The organism is Pseudomonas sp. KK4, from assembly GCF_001984065.1.
GTDB lineage: Bacteria > Pseudomonadota > Gammaproteobacteria > Pseudomonadales > Pseudomonadaceae > Aquipseudomonas.
Genome location: NZ_LYVP01000089.1, coordinates 1 through 21,524, shown reverse-complemented (window position 1 = coordinate 21,524; position 21,524 = coordinate 1). Strand labels below are relative to the sequence as shown.

General features: G+C 63.5%; 19 protein-coding genes. 8 read left to right on the top strand and 11 right to left on the bottom strand.

Features of this window, described 5'->3' with window-relative positions:
• Positions 1-39: 39 nt before the first annotated feature.
• Complete coding sequence (locus tag B0W55_RS22585) at positions 40-1,155, top strand: FAD-binding oxidoreductase (RefSeq protein ID WP_077048126.1); 1,116 nt, start codon at positions 40-42, stop codon at positions 1,153-1,155.
• 18 nt (positions 1,156-1,173) lie between these two features.
• On the top strand, positions 1,174-2,214 hold the full coding sequence (locus B0W55_RS22580) for an ABC transporter substrate-binding protein (RefSeq protein WP_077048125.1): 1,041 nt from the start codon (positions 1,174-1,176) through the stop codon (positions 2,212-2,214).
• Positions 2,215-2,282: 68 nt separating this feature from the next.
• On the opposite strand, the gene B0W55_RS22575 is transcribed toward B0W55_RS22580, so the two are convergent.
• From B0W55_RS22575 to B0W55_RS22545, 7 genes are all read right to left on the bottom strand, one after another.
• On the bottom strand, positions 2,283-3,245 hold the full coding sequence (locus tag B0W55_RS22575; protein WP_371807291.1) for a spore coat protein U domain-containing protein: 963 nt from the start codon (positions 3,243-3,245) through the stop codon (positions 2,283-2,285).
• On the bottom strand, positions 3,242-5,599 hold the full coding sequence (locus B0W55_RS22570) for a fimbria/pilus outer membrane usher protein (protein ID WP_077048124.1): 2,358 nt from the start codon (positions 5,597-5,599) through the stop codon (positions 3,242-3,244). Before B0W55_RS22570 ends, B0W55_RS22575 begins: the two co-directional genes overlap by 4 nt.
• A gap of 312 nt (positions 5,600-5,911) precedes the next feature.
• Entirely contained in the window at positions 5,912-6,700 is a 789-nt protein-coding gene (locus B0W55_RS22565; protein ID WP_077048123.1) for a molecular chaperone, read from the bottom strand.
• 43 nt (positions 6,701-6,743) lie between these two features.
• Entirely contained in the window at positions 6,744-7,241 is a 498-nt protein-coding gene (locus tag B0W55_RS22560) for a spore coat U domain-containing protein (RefSeq protein ID WP_077048122.1), read from the bottom strand.
• Positions 7,242-7,245: 4 nt separating this feature from the next.
• The gene (locus B0W55_RS22555) at positions 7,246-7,782 is read right to left on the bottom strand and encodes a spore coat U domain-containing protein (protein ID WP_077048121.1); all 537 of its coding nucleotides are present in this window, start codon (positions 7,780-7,782) and stop codon (positions 7,246-7,248) included.
• A 20-nt stretch (positions 7,783-7,802) separates the two neighbouring features.
• Entirely contained in the window at positions 7,803-8,330 is a 528-nt protein-coding gene (locus B0W55_RS22550) for a spore coat U domain-containing protein (RefSeq protein ID WP_077048120.1), read from the bottom strand.
• Positions 8,331-8,396: 66 nt separating this feature from the next.
• Positions 8,397-8,924, bottom strand: a complete 528-nt coding sequence (locus tag B0W55_RS22545) for a spore coat U domain-containing protein (protein ID WP_077048119.1) — start codon at positions 8,922-8,924, stop codon at positions 8,397-8,399.
• A gap of 284 nt (positions 8,925-9,208) precedes the next feature.
• On the opposite strand from B0W55_RS22545, the gene zapE reads away from it, so the two are divergent.
• Together zapE and B0W55_RS22535 are read left to right on the top strand one after the other, a co-directional pair.
• Entirely contained in the window at positions 9,209-10,327 is a 1,119-nt protein-coding gene (gene zapE, locus B0W55_RS22540; RefSeq protein WP_077048127.1) for a cell division protein ZapE, read from the top strand.
• 163 nt (positions 10,328-10,490) lie between these two features.
• Complete coding sequence (locus B0W55_RS22535) at positions 10,491-11,792, top strand: leucine-rich repeat-containing protein kinase family protein (RefSeq protein ID WP_139340962.1); 1,302 nt, start codon at positions 10,491-10,493, stop codon at positions 11,790-11,792.
• Positions 11,793-11,911: 119 nt separating this feature from the next.
• Here B0W55_RS22535 and B0W55_RS22530 read toward each other — a convergent pair whose 3' ends face one another.
• Entirely contained in the window at positions 11,912-12,616 is a 705-nt protein-coding gene (locus B0W55_RS22530) for a YebC/PmpR family DNA-binding transcriptional regulator (protein ID WP_008020881.1), read from the bottom strand.
• Between the two features lie 277 nt (positions 12,617-12,893).
• On the opposite strand from B0W55_RS22530, the gene B0W55_RS22525 reads away from it, so the two are divergent.
• Positions 12,894-14,321 carry a type VI secretion system Vgr family protein gene (locus tag B0W55_RS22525; protein WP_077048117.1) on the top strand — a complete coding sequence of 476 codons (1,428 nt, stop codon included), beginning with the start codon at positions 12,894-12,896 and terminating at the stop codon, positions 14,319-14,321.
• 12 nt (positions 14,322-14,333) lie between these two features.
• On the opposite strand, the gene B0W55_RS22520 is transcribed toward B0W55_RS22525, so the two are convergent.
• Together B0W55_RS22520 and B0W55_RS22515 are read right to left on the bottom strand one after the other, a co-directional pair.
• Positions 14,334-15,725, bottom strand: a complete 1,392-nt coding sequence (locus B0W55_RS22520) for an FAD-dependent oxidoreductase (RefSeq protein WP_077048116.1) — start codon at positions 15,723-15,725, stop codon at positions 14,334-14,336.
• Positions 15,726-15,794: 69 nt separating this feature from the next.
• Complete coding sequence (locus tag B0W55_RS22515; RefSeq protein ID WP_077048115.1) at positions 15,795-17,120, bottom strand: MFS transporter; 1,326 nt, start codon at positions 17,118-17,120, stop codon at positions 15,795-15,797.
• A gap of 266 nt (positions 17,121-17,386) precedes the next feature.
• Between B0W55_RS22515 and B0W55_RS22510 the strand changes: the two genes are divergently transcribed.
• Positions 17,387-18,259, top strand: a complete 873-nt coding sequence (locus B0W55_RS22510; RefSeq protein WP_077048114.1) for a LysR family transcriptional regulator — start codon at positions 17,387-17,389, stop codon at positions 18,257-18,259.
• Between the two features lie 144 nt (positions 18,260-18,403).
• Here the strand turns inward: B0W55_RS22510 and B0W55_RS22505 are convergent, their stop codons facing one another.
• Positions 18,404-19,261: a LysR substrate-binding domain-containing protein gene (locus tag B0W55_RS22505; protein WP_077048113.1), complete on the bottom strand. Its 858-nt coding sequence runs from the start codon at positions 19,259-19,261 to the stop codon at positions 18,404-18,406.
• Between the two features lie 109 nt (positions 19,262-19,370).
• On the opposite strand from B0W55_RS22505, the gene B0W55_RS22500 reads away from it, so the two are divergent.
• Both B0W55_RS22500 and phnX read left to right on the top strand, forming a co-directional pair.
• A complete protein-coding gene (locus tag B0W55_RS22500; RefSeq protein WP_077048112.1) occupies positions 19,371-20,480 on the top strand; it encodes a 2-aminoethylphosphonate--pyruvate transaminase in 1,110 nt (369 codons plus the stop codon).
• Positions 20,481-20,631: 151 nt separating this feature from the next.
• Positions 20,632-21,459, top strand: coding sequence for a phosphonoacetaldehyde hydrolase (gene phnX / locus B0W55_RS22495; protein WP_077048111.1), 828 nt, complete (start codon positions 20,632-20,634; stop codon positions 21,457-21,459).
• The last annotated feature ends 65 nt before the right edge of the window (positions 21,460-21,524 follow it).

Genomic DNA, 21,524 nt, shown 5'->3' with positions numbered 1-21,524 from the left:
GCCGATCAAACCCTTGCCCTTTGGTCTGGAGATCGAAGCATGATCGAAGTCGACGCAGTGATCATTGGCGGCGGCATCGTCGGTGCTTCGGCCGCGCTGTTTCTGGGCAAGGCGGGTCGGCGCGTGGTGCTGCTGGAGCGGGACTTTTGCGGCTCGCATTCCAGCGGCGTGAACTACGGCGGCGTGCGCCGTCAGGGCCGGCCGCTGTCGCAACTGCCGTTGTCGCAACGTGCCCACGCGATCTGGGCGCAGCTGCCGCAACTGATCGGCATCGACGGCGAATATCAACGCAGCGGGCACTTGAAACTGGCTCGCAGCCAGGACGACTTGCGCGCCCTGCAAAACTACGAAATCAGCAGCCAGGGCTTCGACCTCGATCTGCAGGTGCTCGACCGCAGCCAATTGCGCCAGCGTTTTCCGTGGGTCGGCGAGGTGGCGGTCGGCGCATCGTATTGCCCGGATGACGGCCACGCGAACCCCAGGCTGGTGTCCCCGGCGTTCGCCCGGGCGGCGCGCGTGCATGGCGTGCAAGTGCATGAACAATGCGCGGTCACGGCCGTGGAGCATGACGGCCAGCGCTTTCGGGTACGCACGCAAACCGGTCTGGAGCTGCAGGCGCCGTGGCTGCTCAATTGCGCCGGCGCCTGGGCTGGCCATCTGGCCGCGCAATTCGGCGAACCGGTGCCGATGCATTCCGGGCACCCGGCGATGCTGGTCACCGAGCCGCTGCCACTGGTGATGGACGCCAGCACCGGTGTCGAGGGCGGCGGCATCTATGCCAGGCAGGTAGCCCGGGGCAATTGCGTGCTGGGTGGCGGCCAGGGATTTGCCCTCGACGACGCCCGTGCCCGCCCCGGTCAGAGCGCGGTGCTGGAGATTTTGCGCCAGGCGGTCGAGCTCTACCCGTTTCTCGAAGGTGCCCAGGCGATTCGTACCTGGAGCGGCACCGAAGGTTATCTGCCCGACCGCCAGCCGGTGATCGGCCACAGCCGTACCCAGCCAGGCCTGTTGCATGCGTTCGGCTTTGCCGGCGCCGGTTTCCAGATCGGCCCGGCGGTGGGCCAGGCGCTCACCGAGATCATCTGCAGCGGCGCGTCGACGACGTCGCTGGATGCGTTTTCCATCACCCGGTTTCACTCCATCTCCGTAGCTTGATAGAGGAAGGTCGCGCCAATGAATAACGTCAAACGCACTGCACTGCTGTCCTGCCTGGGCACCCTGCCCATGGCCGCCCAGGCCCACGCCGAGCCGACGCTGTACCTGGGCATGAACGGTGGGACCATGGAGCGGCTGTATGCCGACAAGGTCCTGCCGGCGTTCGAGCAGGCCAACAACGTCAAGGTGGTGATCGTGCCGGGCACCTCCGCCGATATCCTGGCCAAGGTCCAGGCCAGCAAGGGCAACCCGCAGATGCACGTGATGTTCCTCGACGACGGCATCATGTACCGCGCCATCGGCATGGGCCTGTGCGACAAGCTCGAAGACAACCCGACCCTGGCGCAGATCCCGGCCAAGGGGCGGATCAAGGATCAGGCAGTGGCCGTGAGCCTGGGCGTGACCGGGCTGGCCTACAACACCCGCCTGTTCAAGGAGAAAGGCTGGAGCGCGCCGACCTCGTGGATGGACCTGGCCAACCCGCAGTTCAAGGACAAGGTGGTGTTCCAGTCGATGGCGTCCTCGACCTTCGGCCTGCATGGGTTCCTGATGTTCAACCGCATTCAGGGCGGCAGCGAAACCGACGTCGAGCCGGGCTTCAAGGCCTGGCCCAACAGCATCGGGCGTAACGTGCTGGAGTACATCCCCAGCTCGGCGAAGATCTCCGAAATGCTGCAGACCGACGAAGCGGCGCTGTTCCCGCTGACCCCGACCCAGGTCACCGCCCTGAAGCTCAAGGGCATGCCGGTGGAATACGCCCAACCGAAAGAAGGCGCGGTGGTGCTCAACGTCGCCGAATGCGCCATTGCCAACAACAGCCAGCCGGAACTGGCGCAAAAACTCGCCGCCTTCCTGCTGACCCCCGAGGCCCAGGCCACTGCACTTGAAGACGGCGACCAGATTCCGTCCAACCCCAACACCCCGACCACCGACCGCACTCGCGGACAGGTCGAGGCGATGAAGCAGTATCTGGAGACAGCAATTGCGGTGGATTGGGACCAGGTCAACGAACAGCGCCCGGCGTGGAATGCGCGGTGGAATCGCAGCATCGAGCGCTGATTGTCACCTGATTACTGTGGGGGCGAGCCTGCTCGCTCCCACAAGGTCTGTGTCGAGCCTGATACGCTTCAAAACCCCACATCCAACACCACGCTGTCCAGATAAGTCCCCGCCGGCGGCGTGGTCTGGTCGGTGTAGATCTTCGCGTTGTAATTGAAAATCTGACTGCCGGTGCCCAAGCCATTCCCGGGGTTGATCTCGGCATCCGAACTGGCCCGACGCGCGCTGCCAACATTCCCCCATCGCGTCGTTCCGGCGCTTTTGAAAATGTCGTAGGCCAGGTAATTAGCGCCGGAAATCATCCGCCGCCGCCCCCCGACGCTCACCGCGTTCTGCCCATCCCCCAAACCCACGGTGTAGGCGCTGCCCTTGGTGCAGGCCAGGTTGATGGTCTGCCCGGTCACCGGGGCGAAGGCGCTGACCACCGGGGCGCTGCCGAAGGCGATGTTCGGCGCGGTGATGGTGCAGTCATTGGCCACCGTCAGGTTGACGGTGAGCGTGGTCGAGCCGTTGTTGATATCGCGTCCCAGGCAGACATCGCCGATGCCGATGCCGGAGCAGTAGTTCCAGGTCCACTTGATGTTCAGGGTTTCGCTGTAGATGCCGGCCGCGACGTTGCTGCCGATGGTGGTACGCAGGTAAAGCGGCACGGTTTTGGGCACCGTGCCATTGAGCAGGCCCAGGGCATCGATGATGCCGTTGCGGGCAAAGTCAAAATCGATGCCGCGGGTCAGCGGGAAACTGGTGCTGTTGTTGGCGTAGATCGTGTAGCCGATGACGTCGCCGGTGGGGCCGACCAATCCGCTTTGCGTCGAGGTGATGTTGGCCCAGAAGTGATCGTTGTTGGTCAGCAAGGACAGCAGCGAGCCGGTGCAACTCAAGCCGCCATTGAGGGTGGAGCTGGGCTGGGCGGTGGTGCGCACCGCGATCGAGCTCACCGAACCGAAGCCCACTGGTGTGGTACTGACGACCGAGCACAGGGCCCACGCCGGAACCGGCAGCCACAACACAAAGAGCATCAGCCACTTCATTGGCACACCAACGGCCCGATCAGCGGGATCTGATCCTGCTCGAGGTCGACCGCAAATTGCACCCGACAGCGTTTGCCGTCGGCCGTGGTCACCTGCAAGGTGTTCTGTTTTTGCAGGTTCTCCAGGTACACCAGGCCGTCCCAACCGACCACCGTCTGCGTACCGCTCTGCTCATGCAACACGCCACTGCCCAGGGGCAATTCCTGCTGCTGGGCGTTGACCAGCACGATGCTCGCGGCAACGACCCGGTTCAGCGGAAATTTCAACAGATAACCACTGCCACGCCGCACCGCGATGCGTTGTTCGACGTTCGGGCTGCGCACGTTGGCGGGCAGATTCAATGGATCGATCTCGTATTTGCCCCGGTAGTAGGCACTGCTCCAAGGCACCAGCAGGTGGCCGTTGCGGTCGGTCTGGCCGACGGTCTGGTTTTCGTAGCGCACCGGGATGTCGGCGTAGCCATCGGTGCTGACCACGACGAAGGCATCGTCGATGCGATTGGCAGCGAACACCTGGCGGTCCATCCACACCAGCGAACCACTGGCGTCGGCCCAGCGTGTTTCGGCGTCGCTGGTGCCATAGAAGCCGGCCTGCAACTGCACTGATTGCAGGCGCCAGGTCAGGTCGGCCTGGCGGTAATCCGCGCCGTCGCCCTTGGCATAGCCGAGGTTGAAACCCACCCCGCCCTCGGTCGGCACGGCGCGGCTGTAGTTCACCCGCTGTTGGCTCTGACCGCTCTTGCTGCGCTCGCTGCTGATGGCCAGGCTGCCGCGCAGGTCGAAGGGAATCACCAGTTGCGCCTGCACTGCCCAGTTGCTGTCGCCAATCTCGCGGTTGCCCGACAGGTAGAAACTGCTGCTGCGCCACAGGGGTTTGCTCCACGTCAGGTTGAGCAGGCGGGTGCGCGAATCGTCCGCCGCACGCACATCGAAGTAGCCGGCGCCGAGGCTGCCCCAATCGTCGAGGTTGACGCTCAGGGTCGCCTGCTCGCTGCGCTTGCTGAGGCTGATGTAGGGACTGTCGATCACAGTGAGGTCAGCGTATCGCTCGTGCCGTTGCAGGCGCTGGTAGGAAAAGCTGTAGCGCTGGCTGCTGTATTGATAGCCCAGGCTCAGTTGCTGCCCGCTCTTGCCGTCGAAACGGCTTTGGCTGACCGCGCTGTTGAGCACGCCGAAATTGCCCAGGCGCACATTGCCGCCGACGCCGCCGAGGGTCAGGGCGTCGGATGCTTCGGCGTGGCTTTCCAGGGTCAAGTTGTCGCTCAGGCCATAGCGCAGGTTGCCGGACGTGGCGCCGGGACCGTAGCTGAAATCGCGCAGGCCATAGTCCTGGCGCAAGGTACCGGCCGCCACGGAAAAATCCGACAGGCCCTTTTGCAGCAGGCTGCTGGTGACGTAGAACGGCACCGTGGTCGAGACTTGCCGGCCCAGGGCGTCGGTGGTCACCACCACGGCTTCGCCGGCACCGTTGATGAACGGGATGTTGGTCAGGGTGTAGGGACCGGGCTGCAGGTCGGCGCTGCTGGATTTGTAGCCGTTGATGAACAGGTCCACCGAGGAGGGCACCGCCGCTTCGCCGGCAAACTGCGGCAAGGGGTAGGTCACCAGGTCCGGACGCACACCGAAATCCCGGGACAATTGCACACCGCCCAGGCGCACCGAGCTGCTCCAGGGCAAGGCACCGCTGACCAGGTCCCCGGCCTCGTAGGTCAACAGGCGATCGTCATCGGAGTAACGCCAGGTGGTGTCGTAGCGCAGGTAGCCATTGCTCAGCGGGCCGATTTCGTCTCCGGACAGGGTGCGGCGGTACTGCCCGGTATTGGACAGCGTGCCCCAGCTGTCGAACACCCGCACTTCGTTCCACGCCGCCAGGTAGGTGCCGGCGTCATCGGTGTCGTTGAGGTACAGGTCATAGTTGAGCAGCGCGCCGAAGCTGCTCAGGGCTGGCGTGCGGGGGTAAACCTCGCGGCGGCCCACGAATTGCTCGGGCAGCCAGTCCGGCGGCACCTCCAGCAGCAGGCGTTGAGCGTTGCTGTCGTACTCGCTGTGCAGGCCCGGCAATTGGTCGAGGCCGATTTCGGCGCCGATATCGGCCGGCAGTTTCATGCCGGTTTCGCGCAACGCGCTGACCGGCACGAAGAACTGCCCGTTGCGCTGCTCCACCGCCACGACCCGTCCGGTGTTCATCTGATTGACCACCAGTTCCAGGAATAACTGCGCATCGGCGACAGCCTCCATGCCGCTGGGCGGAGGCGGCAGATCCCCGGCCTCCACCGGATTGACGACCACCAGCCAGCCCACACAGCCCATGGCCCACCACGGACATCGGAAACTGCGAGCCCGACCCTGGCTCATTACCGCTTGCTGTCCGTCAATGGACGTTGTCCTCCTGCTGCTCCACCAGTCCGCTAATCCGGGCGTCTCTGTGGTGAGGGAGCTTGTTGTGGCAAGTAGCCTGTGGCTAGTGAGCTTTCTGTGGCGAGGGAGCTTTCTGTGGCAAGGGAGCTTGCTTGTGGCAAGGGAGCTTGCTTGTGGCGAGGGAGCTTGCTCCCGTCCGACTGCGCAGCAGTCATCCCCCATACAACCCGCTACATCGGGAGTTGGGGCTGCTTCGCAGCCCAGCAGGAGCAAGCTCCCTCGCCACAAAAGCGGCCTTATCCAGTCAGCTCACCGCGCCTTCGCAACGCTCTGCACCTGCGCCGCCCCGTTCACCCGCACCTGCAACGCCGGCTCCCCCGCCACCGGCCCCGGTGCGGGCCAGCGCATGACGGCGCCGGGCAACACATACCCCAGCAACCCCTCCACCAGCGGTTTGCTCTGGCTGCCCTGCCTGAGCGCAACATCGGTCAGCCGCGCATGCACCGCACCCTGGTTACGCACCTCGACATAGGGACGCCCGTCCACCGCCACCGTGCGCCAGCTCAGGTCCGGCAGGCCGATGCCCTTGGGATCGCGCGGGCGGGTGGTGTCTTCCTTGCTCCACAAACCCGCGCCGTAGGCAAACAACGGCACCGAATAGCGCATCTGGAAACGGATTGCCGCCGCGGTCTTGCCTTCGTCTGCCGCTGCAGGTTTGGCCGAGGGAATTTCATCGATGATGATGCGGTAGGCCAGTTCCTGACCGGGGGGGATGTCTTTGGTGCGGGTCAGGCGCACCAGTTGTTTCTGCCCCGGTTCGATCTTCGCCACCGGCGGGCTGCCGATCACGTCGCGCTGGTTCTGGTACTGGTCGCTGAAGCCGCTCTGGCTCCAGGCAAACACGCGGATCTGCAGGTTGGCTGTCTCATTGCCGCGATTTTCCAGCCACAAGGCGCTGGCCTGCTGATCGGCTTCGAGCACCGGATCGATCGGCCAGATCAGCACCGAACTGGCCGCCTGGACCTTGGCCGCCCCCAACCACAGCAAGGCCAATAACGCATGACGCACGACCGAAGGCCGCCGCGAAGGTGAAATCATTTGCTCACTCCTTAAGCCCGTCAGGCCAGATCCATTCGCCCCGTCACCACGACAGCTGCACCTGCAGCACGTCGCTGTATGTTCCCCCGGGCTGATTACCCGGCAACTGCACCTGCCCATAGATCGGCAGGCGGATAGTGTTTGCATCGCTGTAGGCCACCGGCACGGTCTGGCCGATGCCCAGGCTCTGGCTGAACGCCGCATCGCGAAACAACTGATAGGCCACCCGATTGCTGCCGGTGGAGAGCTGCATGTTTCGCCCCCCGCTGTTGTACTGACCGCCATCGACACTCATGTTCAGGGTCACGCCCGGGGTGCATTGCAACTGCACGCCGCCGGTCAGTGCCACTTGCACCACGCCTGTGGCCAGGGCCGAACGGCTGCCGAAATTCAGGCCACCGTAGTTCGACACACCGCCGACCACCAGGCACCCGGCCGTCACGGTGGCGCTGACCTGGAAGCTCTGGCTGGTCGCCGCCGCCAGTGGTAACGGCACAGCGCCCGCGCCCAGCAGCAGCGTCGCCCACAGCGCTCGGTTCATGGCCCTAGAACGTCAGTTCGACGGCAATGGTGTCGGTATAGGTGCCCGCCGGCAGCCCGGCCTTGCCCACCGCCTGACCATAGATGTTCACGGTCTGCGCCACGCCGGTGCTGGGAGCCAGGTTGATCACTCCGTTGATCGCCAACAATTGTGAATGCCCGGCGTCGGTGTACAGGTCGTAGGGCACATAGTTGGCGACACCGTCGTACAACGCCCGGGTACCGCCCGGGGATTTGCCGTCGTTGGTACCGGCACGCACCGTCACCGTCGGCGTAGTGCCGTTGGAGCACAGAATCGACAGCGCCCCGCCGCCACCGCCCAGCACTTGCCCGCTGGCAGTGGTGAACAGGCTGTTGGCGGTGCCGAAATTCAAGGCACCGAAGTTCAGGTTGCTGGAGCCACCGGCACCGTTGACCTGGCAACTGCTGATCAGGGTCAGGCTGGAGGTGATCTGGCCGGTGACCGTGGTGGCGGCGTGGGCGCCGCACGGCAGGGTCAGGCCCAGCAGTGACAATCCTATCCTTGATGCAAACGTACGCATGGTGTCCGTCCTCTACGGGGTTACCAGTCGAGCGTCACCGTCAGGGTGTCGGTATAGACACCGGCCGGCAGCGCGCGGGTGTTCGCCACCACCGAGCCGAATACCGGAATCGGTATCTGCGCCCCGCTGGTGACAGCGAAATTGTGTTGTTGGCCGATGCTGTAGCGTTGGTTGCCGGTGGCATCGAGGAACAATTGATAGGGGATGGTCTGGCGGCCATTGCTCAGGCGCCGGGTGCTGCCGTCGCCATGGGTGCCGCCATCGATGGTCACGGTGAAACCGGTGACCGAGGGGTTGCAGGCCACGTTCAGTTTGCCGCTGGCCTCATCGCCCAGGCTGGCCTTGATCGGGTCGTTCCATGTCGGACCTTGCTGGCCGAAATCCAGGGTGCCGAGATCGCTGAGCGGGCTGGCGGGATTGGCCGCGTTGGTCACTTCGCAACCGGCGATGAGGGTCAGCCGCGCATGGATCTGGCCGCTGACCGCCGCTTGTGCGGAGCCGGTCAACAACGCCAGTGTGCTGAGGGTAAAAACCCCGGATCTGATCATCACTGCCGTCCCAACTCCTTGAGGATCATTGAATCGGCGCTCCCGAGCGCCCCCTTCCCTGTGCACTTACCAGGTGACCGTCACCTTGACCATGTCCGAATACCCACTGACCCGAGGAATCTGCGCCAGGGGTTCGATGCGGGCATACAACGGCAGATCCACCGAACCGCTATCCGGCACCCGGCCGCTCACCGGCACGTCCACCGCCAGCGGAATGCGCCGCGCCGGGTCCTGATAGAGCCGATAAGGGATGGGGGTGCTGTGTTCGGCGGTGCCCGCCATGTAACGCACGTCGCCGACGCCACCGTGCAGGCCGCCGTCGACGCGTAATTGATAGGGTGTATCGGGATTGCACTCCAGCCGAGGCAAGCGCCCATTGATCAGCGCCGCACCCAGTGGCCCGGCGGGATCATCCAGGCGCGCGGTGTTGCCGAAGTCGAGCACGCCCAGTTGCTCGATGCCGGCACCGCGTTGTTGCCCGACCAATTGACAGCCACGTTGCACATCGACCCGCACCTGCACCTGCAACTCGGCGGCCGATATCGATGCACTGAGCCCTGCGCCCAAGACTGCCAAAACCACACGTCCTTTCACGTCCCCATTCCTTTTTGCGGGGTGTCCTGTAGGACTGAGGTTAGCAATGGGTAGGAATATCGCCAGTAATCGGCAGGAATTGGATCCAGCAAAAAGCAGTGACTTCGTATTGCCATCGTGTTGATAGCTGCCGATTGCGCTCGGCAATAAGCTGTACAAGCCGCAAGTTCTTGTCCAACAAACAGGGTGTTTCATCGACACAACTGGAAGCACATGAACCCGCTGGTTACACTATGCCGCCGCAGCTCGGGGGAGTCTGCCAGAAGATACGGGGTGACATCACAGTGGCCGTTCGACCGCCCAATCGCTCGCGACTGACATCGCGCTGGCCCGCGTTGCGCCGTCTGTTCGGCAAGGCTTCGACCCCCAATGTCGCCAGTGGTCGGGTCATCCATGACTACTTTCACCACAAGGCCCATTCCCAGGGCTACACCCTCAGTCACAGCCAGCAACGGGTGATCGACTGCATGGCCCAGCACGCCGCGACGCTGCTCGGTGCCGGGGCGAAGACCCTGCCGGGGCTGTACCTGCATGGCGCCGTGGGGCGGGGCAAAAGCTGGCTGTTGGACGGTTTCTTCCAGGCCATCCCCCTGGCGGAAAAACAGCGCCTGCACTTCCACGAGTTTTTTGCCCGACTGCATCAGGGCATGTTCACCCATCGCGATCAGCCGGATGCGCTGGCCACCACCCTCGATGAACTGCTGCACGATTGCCGGGTGTTGTGCTTCGACGAATTCCACGTCCACGACATCGGCGATGCGATGCTGATCACGCGGTTGTTCAAGGCGTTGTTCCGTCGCGGCATCTTGCTGCTGGTCACCTCCAACTACCCACCGGAGGGGCTGCTGCCCAACCCGCTGTACCACGCGCGGTTCAAACCGGTGATCGACCTGATCCATGCGCGCATGCAGGTCATGGAGGTGGGCGGGCCCCATGACTATCGCAGCCAGGCCAGGACCCATGCGCAGCAACTGTTCACCCAGGGCCGCTACGTTTGGCCGGCCTCCCCGGCCCAGCGTCGCGCGGCGAGCCTGCCCGCCGCCGATGCCCCGGCCATTGCCCTTCCCGTCGGCACGCGTCACCTGCCGGCCCGCTATTGTGAAGGACGCACCATCGGTTTTACCTTCAGCGACCTGTGCGACCACCCCACGGCGGTGATGGACTACCTGGAACTGTGCCGGCGTTTCGATCACTGGATCATCGACGAACTGCCCAACCTGGCCGACTGTTCGATTGCCGCCCAGCAGCGCTTCATCAACCTGGTCGACGTTTTGTACGATCAGGACAAGCACTTGACCTTGCTCGGCGAGCGTTCGTTGCGCGAAAGCCTGGGGGGCGAGGCGATTGATCTGGCGCGCACGCGCAGTCGCTTGGGGCAGTTGGTGGAGGTTCGGGAACAGTAGTTCTGCGGTGTGGCGGATGACGCTTTCGCGAGCGAGCCCGCTCCCACAGGGGAATGCATTTCAAGGGTGGGAGCGGGCTTGCTCGCGAAAGCGATCTGACAGACACAGAAGTTTTCTCGCTATCATGCCGCCCATTCCTGCCACCGATAGCGAACCTTCGTTCATGCACACCCTCGCACAACTGCGCGCCGGCACCCTGGCGGGCATCACTCGCCTGGACCTCAGCGATGGCCTGACCGAGTTCCCCCGGGAAATCTTCGAACTGGCGGACACCCTGGAAGTGCTCAACCTCAGCGGCAACGCGTTGAGCAGCCTGCCGGACGATCTGCACCGCCTGACCCGCTTGCGCGTGCTGTTCTGCTCGGACAACCGGTTCACCGAACTGCCCGCCTGCATCGGCCAGTGCGCGGCGCTGACGATGGTCGGTTTCAAGGCCAACCGCATAGAACGGGTGCCGGGGGATGCGCTGCCGCCGCTGTTGCGCTGGTTGATCCTGACGGACAACTGCATCGAGACCCTGCCGACCGAACTGGGCAAGCGCCCGTATCTGCAAAAACTCATGCTCGCGGGCAATCGCCTGCGCAGCCTTCCCGCAAGCCTGCGCAACTGCCATCGCCTGGAGCTGATCCGCATTGCCGCCAACCGGTTGACCGAGTTGCCCGATTGGCTGCTGTCGCTGCCGAGCCTGTGCTGGCTGGCTTACGCCGGCAATCCGCTGGAAACCGAAGTGGCCTTTGAAGCCACCGCGCAGATTCCGTGGTCGCAGTTGCACCTGCAACAGCTACTGGGCGAAGGCGCTTCCGGGGTGATTCATCGGGCCACATGGACACGCCCGGGGCAATCGGACATTCCGGTGGCGGTCAAGCTCTACAAGGGCGAAATGACCAGCGACGGCTCGCCGCTGCACGAAATGAACGCCTGCATCACCGCCGGTATTCATCCGAATCTGATCCGTGTTGAAGGCCAGATTGTCGATCACCCGCAACACACCGCCGGGTTGGTCATGCAGTTGATCGAACCGAGCTACCGCAACCTCGCCGGTCTGCCGAGCCTGGCGTCTTGCAGCCGCGATGTTTACGCCGACGGCACGCGCTTCAGCGCTGATGTCGCCCTGAACATTGCCCGGGGCATTGCTTCGGTGGCCGGGCACCTGCACCAGCAGGGCATTACCCATGGTGATCTCTACGGCCACAACATCCTGTGGAATGCACAGGGCGATTGTCTGCTGGGGGATTTCGGGGCCGCGTCGTTTCATGCCACGGCGGACAGTCTTGAAAGCCGCGCGTTGCAGCGGATCGAGGTGCGGGCGTTCGGGGTGTTGTTGGGGGAATTGCTGGAGCGGATCGACTCGGGGTTGAGCGATGAGCGGCGGGGGCAGTTGGACGTGTTGCAGCAGCGTTGCGTTCAGCCGGATGTGCTGGCGCGGCCGGGGTTTACCGAGGTGGTTCAGGTGTTGAATGGCTGACCGCTACGCGGTCAATCGCGAGCAAGCCCGCTCTCACAGGGACAACGCTATGACTGTGGGAGCGGGCTTGCTCGCGAAGACGGCCTGTCAGACGACAGGACCGTCACTGACACAATGACTTAACCCGCCAACCCGACGAACATGTCCTGCACGTCGTCATGGTTGTCCAGGCCTTCAAGGAACGCCTCGACTTCAGCCATCTGCTCATCGCTCAGGCCGCTGACCGGGTTCTTCGGCTGATAGCCCAGCTTGGCCGACAACACGGTGAAGCCTTGCTCAGGCAGGGCTTTCTGTACCGCATCAAGGTCCGTAGGCTCGGTCAGGAACAGCGTTGCGCCGTCTTCCCCCGGCTCGAAATCCTGGGCACCGGCTTCGATGGCGGCCATTTCCGGATCGGCGTCGGGCGTGTCCGGCGAGGCTTCGATCATGCCCACGTGGTTGAAATCCCAGGCCACCGAACCCGAAGCGCCCAATTGGCCCTTGCGGAAAGCAACGCGGATTTCGGCGACGGTGCGGTTGATGTTGTCAGTCACGCACTCGACGATCAGCGGCACCTGATGCGGAGCGAAGCCTTCATAGGTCACGCGATGGTATTGCACGGTCTCACCGAGCAAACCCGCACCCTTCTTGATGGCACGGTCCAGGGTTTCCTTGGGCATCGAAGCTTTCTTGGCCTGCTCGACCACCAGGCGCAGGTGTGCGTTGGTGGCAACATCAGCGCCGTTGCGCGCAGCAATGGTGATTTCCTTCACCAGTTTGCCGAAGATCTTCCCCTTGGCATTGGCTGCCGCTTCTTTGTGTTTAACCTTCCACTGTGCGCCCATTACTCACTCTCTTGTCTATGGCGCCGAGACATCTATTGGCCGACGCATGGCGCCAAGTTTATACGGCCTAAAGTTGGCCGTCATCGTTAAGGACTGTCTCAAGCACGCTTTGCTCCTACGGGATTACGGGTTTGCTCCCACAGGGGACGCGGTACATCGGGAATCAACATCTTCCCCAACCCTTGTAGGGCAATTCTGAATCTTCACTTCGTGATGACTATAACCCCCCGCGGTTTCGTACCCTCTTCGCCCTTTCTCCCCGGCAGAAGCGAATGTGATGCGCAACGACAAGGAAAGTCCCTACACCCTGACCCTCCTCAACGACGACTTGAGCTTGCAGGTGGTGCGATTCAGCGGTCGTGAGGCCCTCAACCAACCCTACCGCTTCGAGATCGAAGCACTGGGTGCGCACCCCGCCGTGAACGTCGACACCTGGCTGCAACAACCGGCCTTTCTCAGGCTGGGGCACGACAGCGGTTTCCATGGCGTGCTGCACAGCGTCAGCTGGGAATGGCGCGGGCCGCAGCAGGTGGCCTACAAACTGGTACTGATGCCCGCGCTGCAAACCCTGGACAAGCGCCGGTGCCGCCGGGTTTTCCAGCAACTGAGCGTGCCGATGATTTTGCGAAGGTTGCTGGTCGAGCATGACCTGCCCGACGACAGTTACCGTTTCGAACTGGCCACCGGGCACTACCCGCTGCGACCGTTTTGCATTCAGTACGAGGAGTCCGACCTGGCTCTTTTGCAACGGTTGTGCGAGGAAGAAGGCATTCACTATCACTTCGAACACACACGCCAAGCCCACGTGCTGGTGTTCGCCGAAGACTGCCTGAGCTTCCCCCAGGCACCGCTGTCGATGTCGCTCGACAGCGACGGGACCGAAACAGGCAGCGCACCGGTGCTCAGTGAACTGTTCCAGCGCCACGCCGCGCCCGCCGTGTCACCGCCGCTGGAGACCCACGATCCTGGCCAAGCGCAAGTCGATGACATCGCGGCCAATCACCCCTTCGACCAGACACTCCCACCCCTGATGCGCCCGACCCTCGAACAGCGCCATCGCGACCAACTCGCCCGCCGTCATCTGGAGCGCCTGCGTTGCCGGCAAGTGCAGGTCCAGGGCCACAGCAATCATGACCGTTTGCGCAGCGCCAGCATCGTGCAAGTGGCCGAACATCCATTGTCGCCGTTCAACGACCAGTGGCTGGTGATCGAGGCACGACATAAAGGCCATGCGGGGACGATTCCCACCGAAAACGCGTCCGACATGACGCCGCGCTACCGCAACGAGTTCACCGCCATCCCCTGGTCAACCGTGTTCCGTCCCGGGCTCGAACAGCTCAGGCCAAGCGTTCCCGGCCATCAGCCCGCCCGTGTCTGCGGCGCGGTCGGGCAGCCGACGGTGCTGGATGACCATGGCCGAATTCAGGTCAGTTTGTGGCCCACGCCAGGTACCCATGCCGACGCCTGCGACGGTATCTGGATGCCGCTGGCCCTGGCCGCGCCGGACCACTGCATCGATCCGTCCGAATTGCCCTTGGCCGGCAGCGACGGTCTGGTCAGCTTTCTCGACGGCGACCCCGATCGCCCGGTGTTTTGCGCCAGCCTGGCCCAACGCCCGCCGCCTCGCCCCGCCCGCGCGCCGGCACCGTGCAGCGATACCCGCCTGCTGCTCGACTGGCTGATCAAGCCTGGAAACACCGATTGACCGACTGGCAGCTCAGCCCTTGTCCGCCTTGCCCGCCGCCGCCGCGAACTTTGCCAGCCTTACATCCAGGTGCCGAGGCCTGCGCCCATGATCCTCGGCCCGCTCCTTGCGGCGGATGGCGTTGCGTACCATCAACGAGCCGAGGTAACGAATCGGCTCTGGCGGAAAAAAGCCCAGCGGCCCGTTCACCAGCGGCGAGCGGGTCCAGGCGTTGTCCAGGCCCTGAACCATCGAAGCCAGAATCTGCCCGCCCATGTGACACGGCCCGACGCCGCTGCCGGAATAGCCGAAACCATAAAACACGTTGCCGCTGGCACTCATCTGGCCGAAAAACGGCAGCCCGGTGACCGAGCGATCCGACGGCCCGTTCCAGGTCGCCTCGACCTTGACGTCGGCAAAGGCCGGGAAGAAATCCGCCAGGCTGTTCTGCAGCAGACCGGCGTAAGGCGACGGCTGATCGAACACCGGCAGCATGCGCCCACCGTAGGCGAAAGTGTTGCCGCCCTTGCCGAGCATGATTCGACCGTCGGGCGTGTTGTGGTAGTAGTGCACGAAAATCCGCGAGTCGAGCACCGTGACACCGCTGGTCAAGCCGATGTCATTGAGCAGGTCCGGCCGTGGCTCGGTGATCGCCATGTCACTGGAAACAATCGCCACGCTGCGTTCGAACTGCGGAAATGCCCGGGCCATCCAGGCGTTTATCGCCAGCACCACCCGATCGGCGCGGACAGTCCCGTTGGCGGTTTGAATCCCCGCAGGCTTGCCCTCCTCCAACCCGGTCATGGCGGTGTTTTCATGAATCTTCACCCCCAGTTGCAGGGCGACCCGGCGCAGGCCGCGCACCAGTTTGCCCGGCTGTACGCTGGCGGCGGCCGGAGAAAACCAGCCTTCCAGGTGCTTGCTGGAACCGGCCATACGCTGCACATCCGCCAGCGGCCGTTGGCTGAAGGAGTTGATGCCGTGACGCTCCAGCGCCGCGATCACAGCGTCGGTCGAACCCACCTGAGCGCGGTTGGTCGCGGTGTACAGGGTGCCGTCGAGTCGATAATCGGCATCCACTCCGTACTGCTCGCAGAAGGCGCCGATGGCGTGGATGCTGCTTTCCGATTCCTTGACCAGGCGCACCGCTTCGTCGACGCCGAACAGCCGCTCGAGGGTGAAATACTTGGCCGACCACGACAGCGCACAGCCACCGTTGCGGCCGCTGGCCCCGGCGCCGCAGATGTCGGCTTCGATCAACACCACCTCCAGCTCAGGGTTCTGTTGCTTGAGCATGATCGCCGTCCACAACCCGGTGTAACCGCCGCCAACGATGCACACGTCGGCCCGGGCATCGCCTTGCAGTGGCGGGCAGCTGTCGGACGTTTCAGCCTTCAGGGCCTGGTCCAGCCAAAAGGGTCTCATGGATCAATCTCCGGTCATTGGCCCGCACGCCAGCCTGCCGCGCACGCAGCAGGCTGCTGTGGGCTGAGGTCAGGTACGCAGGGGTTTTACATTCATCGGCCGATTGGGCACGAAGGGATAGTTGACTCGCAGGCCACCGGGGCGGCTGTTCCAGTGCGGGATCAGCACCAGCGCGGAGAACATCGCGCAGCCGGCGAAGACGATGAACACGGTCACCGTGTCGAAGTAGCCCGGCAGCAGACCGCCGAGAATCGCCCCGACCGAACCGCAGCCGTTGACGAAACCTGCCGCCGTGGCGCCGGCCTTGGCGGTGCCGAAGTCGATGGCGGCCGCGCCGCTGATCATCGAGTCCGGCCCATACAGGGTCAGGCCCATGACAAACAGCAGCGCCACCACCAGCGCCACGCTGCCGGTGTGCAGGGCGCCCATGAAAAACGCCAGGGAAACGGTCAGCGCCAGCAGGCTGATCACACAGGCCGGCATGCGTCGGGCGCCGAACAGTTTGTCCGAAGCCAGACCGATCATGATCGGGCCCAGCAAACCGGCCAGTTCAAAAGCGGTCGGGATGATCGCCGCACCGACCTTGCCCACCGAGGGCATCTGTTCGAAAACGATCACCGGCCCCCACAGCAGAATTGCGTAGCGCGCCGGCTTGAGCATGAAATACGCCAGGCCCAGGATCAGCACCGTGCGATTGCGCAGGATTTCCTTAAGAGGCTCCAGAACGCTGATCCTGCTTTGGGCATAAGCCTCATCGGCGCTCAGCTCCGGCTCTGGCTCCACCGCCGGCAGCCCGACATCCTCAGGTTTGTTGCGTTGAAAAATGAAGAACAGCACCGCGACAACCGCGACCACTGCGGCACTGGAAATGAACGCCGCGTGCCAGGTGCCGATCAGCGTATAAGCCCACCACCCGGCGAACGGCGACGCCACCAGACCGCCAAAGGCATAGCAAGAGCTCCATAGCCCCAGCACTCGCCCGCGCTGTTGGGCGGGAAAGAAACTGCCCAGGTTCTTGCACAGCCCGGACCAGCCGGTGGACTGCGCCAAGCCCTGGATCAGCATGCACGTGGCGAAGATCGGCAAGGTGGCGAAACTGCCCATTACCAGCGCGGCCGCGGCGGAAATCAGCAAACCGCCCAGCACCACCACCCGCGGGCCGAAACGGTCGGCAAGAATGCCCCAGGTGAATTGGCCGATGGCGTAGGCGGTGAGGTAGATCGCATCGAGGTTGGCCATGGCCATTTTGTCGAGCATGAAGGTCGGGTCTTCGCCGATGCCGAGCTTGGCGACGGAAAACGCTTTGCGGGTGAAGTAGAAAGCGGCGTAGGCGAGCCAGGTGATCGCGAAGATCTGCACGCGCCAACGCTTGATGGTGCCGATGTGCTTGTTCATTGTGGTTCTGACCTCAGGGTGTGAGTGTGCCGGCAGAATGGGAAGTAAACGCCTGTGTTTTTATTGTTGAGCACTGCGATATCGCCTTGTCCTTGCGGCGGATACCGGTCAGATGAGTCCTGTAATGCACGTCCAGGCTCATGGCTCCCGTGGCTGTTCGACTGACCAGTCAGCGGGGCTGAGGTGGATAGAAACAATTACTGATTAATAAGTGAAATCGATTTATCGTATTTCCAAAATAAGCTCAGCTTGTTACTGGAGGTTCGATGTCGGTTTCCCACGCCCAGCTCAAAGCCTTTCACGCCGTGGCCGTCCATGGAAGCTTCACCAAGGCCGCCGAGCGCCTGTTTCTTACGCAACCGGCGATTTCCGACCAGGTGCGCAAACTCGAAGAGCGCTACGGCGTTCTGCTGTTCCATCGCAATAAACGCTCGGTGCGCCTGACCGACCTGGGCGAGCGTTTGCTCAGCGTCACCCAGAAGCTGTTCGTGATTGAAGCCGAAGCCCAGGAGCTGTTGCAGGACTCCCAGGCGTTGCAGACCGGCAGCCTGATCCTGGCGGTGGACGCGCCGGTGCATGTGTTGCCGCAAATCGCGCGGTTCTGTGAGCGCTACCCGGGCATCAGCGTGAAAATCGAAACCGGCAACACCGATGAATCGCTCTTCCGGCTATTCAACTACCAGGCGGACCTGGCGTTGCTGGGGCGCGATGTCAGCGACGAACGCTTGATCTCCCTGCCGCTGCGCAATGACCCGATGGTGGCGTTCGTCTCGCGCCATCACCCCTGGGCCGACCGCGAATCCATCTGCCTGGCGGACCTCGATGACACGCCGCTGGTGCTGCGGGAAATCGGCTCGGTGACCCGTCAGACCCTGGAAGAAGAAATGGCCGGCGCCGGGTTTCGCATCCGCCCGGCGATTGAGGTGGAAGGTCGCGAAGCGGCGCGGGAGGCGGTGGTGGTGGGAATTGGCGTGGGGGTGGTGTCCGCCGCCGAGTTTGGGGCGGATTCGCGGGTGTGCGCGTTGCCGATCATCGATTGCAAACGGCGATTGACCGAGACACTGGTGTGCTTGCGCGAGCAGAGTTCGCGGCGGATCGTGGCGACCTTTCTGGAGATGGTGCGCGAGAGCCTGGCCTGAACCTGTGGCGAGGGAGCTTGCTCCCGCCCGGCTGCGCAGCAGTCGCAATCGCAGGCGATTCAGTCTTCCAGAAAGTCTGCGGTGGCTGATATCAGGGCCGCTTCGCGCCCCAACGGGAGCAAGCTCCCTCGCCACAGGTTAGGCTCAAGGCGCCAGCTCGAAAAACGCCTGTATCAAGCGCAGATCCCGCCGCCGCTCCATGCACCCCATCATGTGCCGGTTGATCAACCCCTCGCCAATGATCGGCACTGCGGCCACCCGCGGGTCATGGCTGACTTCCACCGACGACACCACCCCCACCCCCAACTCGGCGGCCACCGCTTCGGTCACCGCCTCACGGCTGTCCAGCTCCAGCAACACCCTGGGGTTCACATGGGCCTGGGCGCAAGCCTCATCGAAAGTACGGCGGGTGATCGAACTGGGTTCACGCAACACCATGATCACTTGGTCCAGTTCCTTGAGCGGCACGCCCTTGGTCCTGTGTGCCCATGGATGACCGTCCGGCACCAGCGCGCAGATCCGTGATTCGCTCAAGGCTTGCAAATGCAGGCCCTTGCGCGGCTCGACTTCGGTCAGCACGGCCACGTCGGCATGCTCGGACAACAACGCCGCCAGGGTTTCCTGGGCATTGCCCAGGCGCAGGTTCACGGTGATCCCCGGGTAACGGGCGCGCAGGCTCGCCAGCATTGGCATGACCATGTGTGGCCCGTCCGCCGCCACCTCCAGCCGCCCGGTGAGCAACTGTCGGTTGGCTTCGAGCATCACCTGCGCTTCCTCGGCCAGGCCGAACATGGCCCGGGTGATCGCCGCCAGTTTAGTGCCCTCTTCCGTCAACTCCACCCGTCGCGCGGTGCGTCGCAACAGGGTGATCTGGTAGTGCTCCTCCAGCGCCTTGATGTGCCCGGTCACCGCCGGCTGGCTGATGAACAGGCGCGCCGCCGCCCGGGTGAAGCTGCCCTCGCGGGCCACGGCGTCGAAGGCGCGCAGCTGAAACAGGTTCATGAATAACCCTCACTGATGGCTGGCATAACAACAAACAATTTGATTGATAACTCGGCAAATTGCAATTTAGGCCCCGTAGCTTCATCCCATCGATTGCGAGGACACGAGAATGAGTACTGCCGCACCCATCCTGCTCACCCCCGGCCCGTTGACCACTTCGGCCCGCACCCGTCAGGCGATGATGGTCGACTGGGGATCGTGGGATGACCGCTTCAACCAACTGACCGCCAGCCTCTGCGAGCAACTGCTGGCGATCATCAACGGCGGCGACAGTCACGACTGCGTGCCCCTGCAAGGCAGCGGCACCTTCGCCGTGGAAGCGGCCATCGGCACCCTGGTGCCCCGCAATGGCAAGGTCCTGGTGCTGATCAACGGCGCCTACGGCAAACGCCTGGCGAAAATCTGCGAAGTGCTCGGCCGTGCCTTCAGCACCTTCGAAACCGCCGAAGATGAACCAACCACCGCCGCCGACGTCGACCGCCTGCTGCGCGCCGACAGCGGCATTACCCACGTCGCGCTGATCCACTGCGAAACCAGCACCGGCATCCTCAACCCGCTGCCGGAAATCGCCCAGGTCGTGCAGCAACACGGCAAACGCCTGATCATCGATGCCATGAGCTCCTTCGGCGCACTGCCGGTGGATGCGCAACAGGTGCCGTTCGATGCGCTGATCGCCGCGTCGGGCAAATGCCTGGAAGGCGTGCCGGGGATGGGGTTTGTGTTCGCCCGCAAACAATCCCTGGCCGAGGCTGCCGGCAACTCGTACTCGCTGGCCATGGACCTGTTCGACCAGCACACCTACATGAAGAAAACCGGCCAATGGCGCTTCACCCCGCCGACCCACGTGGTCGCGGCGCTGCACGAAGCCCTGTTGCAATACAACGAAGAAGGTGGCCTGCCGGCGCGTCATTCGCGCTACGCCGCCAACTGCCAGGCGCTGATGGAAGAAATGAACAAGCTGGGTCTGCGCAGCTTCCTGCCGGCCGCGATCCAGGCGCCGATCATCGCCACCTTCCACGCGCCGAAAGACCCGCGCTACCAGTTCAAAGCGTTCTACGAACGGGTCAAGGCCAAGGGTTACATCCTCTACCCCGGCAAACTGACCCAGGTTGAAACCTTCCGCGTGGGCTGTATCGGCCATGTGCAACCCGCCGACATGCGCGAAGCCGTAGCGGCCATCGGCGACGTATTGCGCGAGATGGAAGTGCTCGAGATCTGAACCCCATCACCTTTCCCTGTGGGAGCGGGCTTGCTCGCGAAAGCGGTGTGTCAGTCGACATCGATGCTGAATGTCAGACCGTATTCGTGAGCAAGCCCGCTCCCACCAAAAAGCAGCTCCCCATTAGCCAGTTGCCAAAGGATTTCCAGACATGAACTATGCAAACCCAACCCAACTCCAGGCCGCCATCCTCGACTGGGCCGGCACCGTCGTCGATTTCGGCTCCTTCGCCCCCACGCAGATCTTCGTCGAGGCCTTCGCCGAGTTCGACGTCCAGGTGTCCATCGACGAAGCCCGGGGCCCGATGGGCATGGGCAAGTGGGACCACATCCGCACCCTGTGCGATCAGCCTGAGGTGGCCGAGCGTTATCGCAAGGTGTTCGGCCGCACGCCGACCGACGATGACGTCACCGCCATCTACCAGCGCTTCATGCCACTGCAGATCGAAAAAATCGCTGAACATTCGGCACTGATCCCGGGCGCTCTGGACACCATCGCCAACCTGCGTCAGCAAGGGATCAAGATCGGCTCCTGCTCCGGCTACCCGAAACAGGTCATGGACAAGGTCGTGGAACTGGCCGCCACCAACGGCTATGTGGCCGATCACGTGGTCGCCACCGATGAAGTCCCGAACGGTCGCCCATGGCCGGCCCAGGCCCTGGCCAACGTGATCGCCCTGGGCATCGACGATGTCGCCGCCTGCGTGAAGATCGACGACACCGTACCGGGCATTCTCGAAGGTCGCCGCGCCGGCATGTGGACCGTGGCGCTGATCTGCTCCGGCAACGCCCTGGGCCTGGACTATGAAGGCTATCGCGCCCTGGACAGCGCCACGCTGGACAGCGAACGCAAGCGCATCCACACACTGTTCGAAGGCTCGCGCCCGCACTACATGATCGACACCATCACCGATCTGCCAGCAGTGATCGCCGACATCAACCAGCGCCTGGCCAAGGGCGAGATGCCGCAAGCCAACTGAAAATACACACACCCCCTGTGGGAGCGGGCTTGCTCGCGAATGCGGTGTGTCAGTCAATACATCCG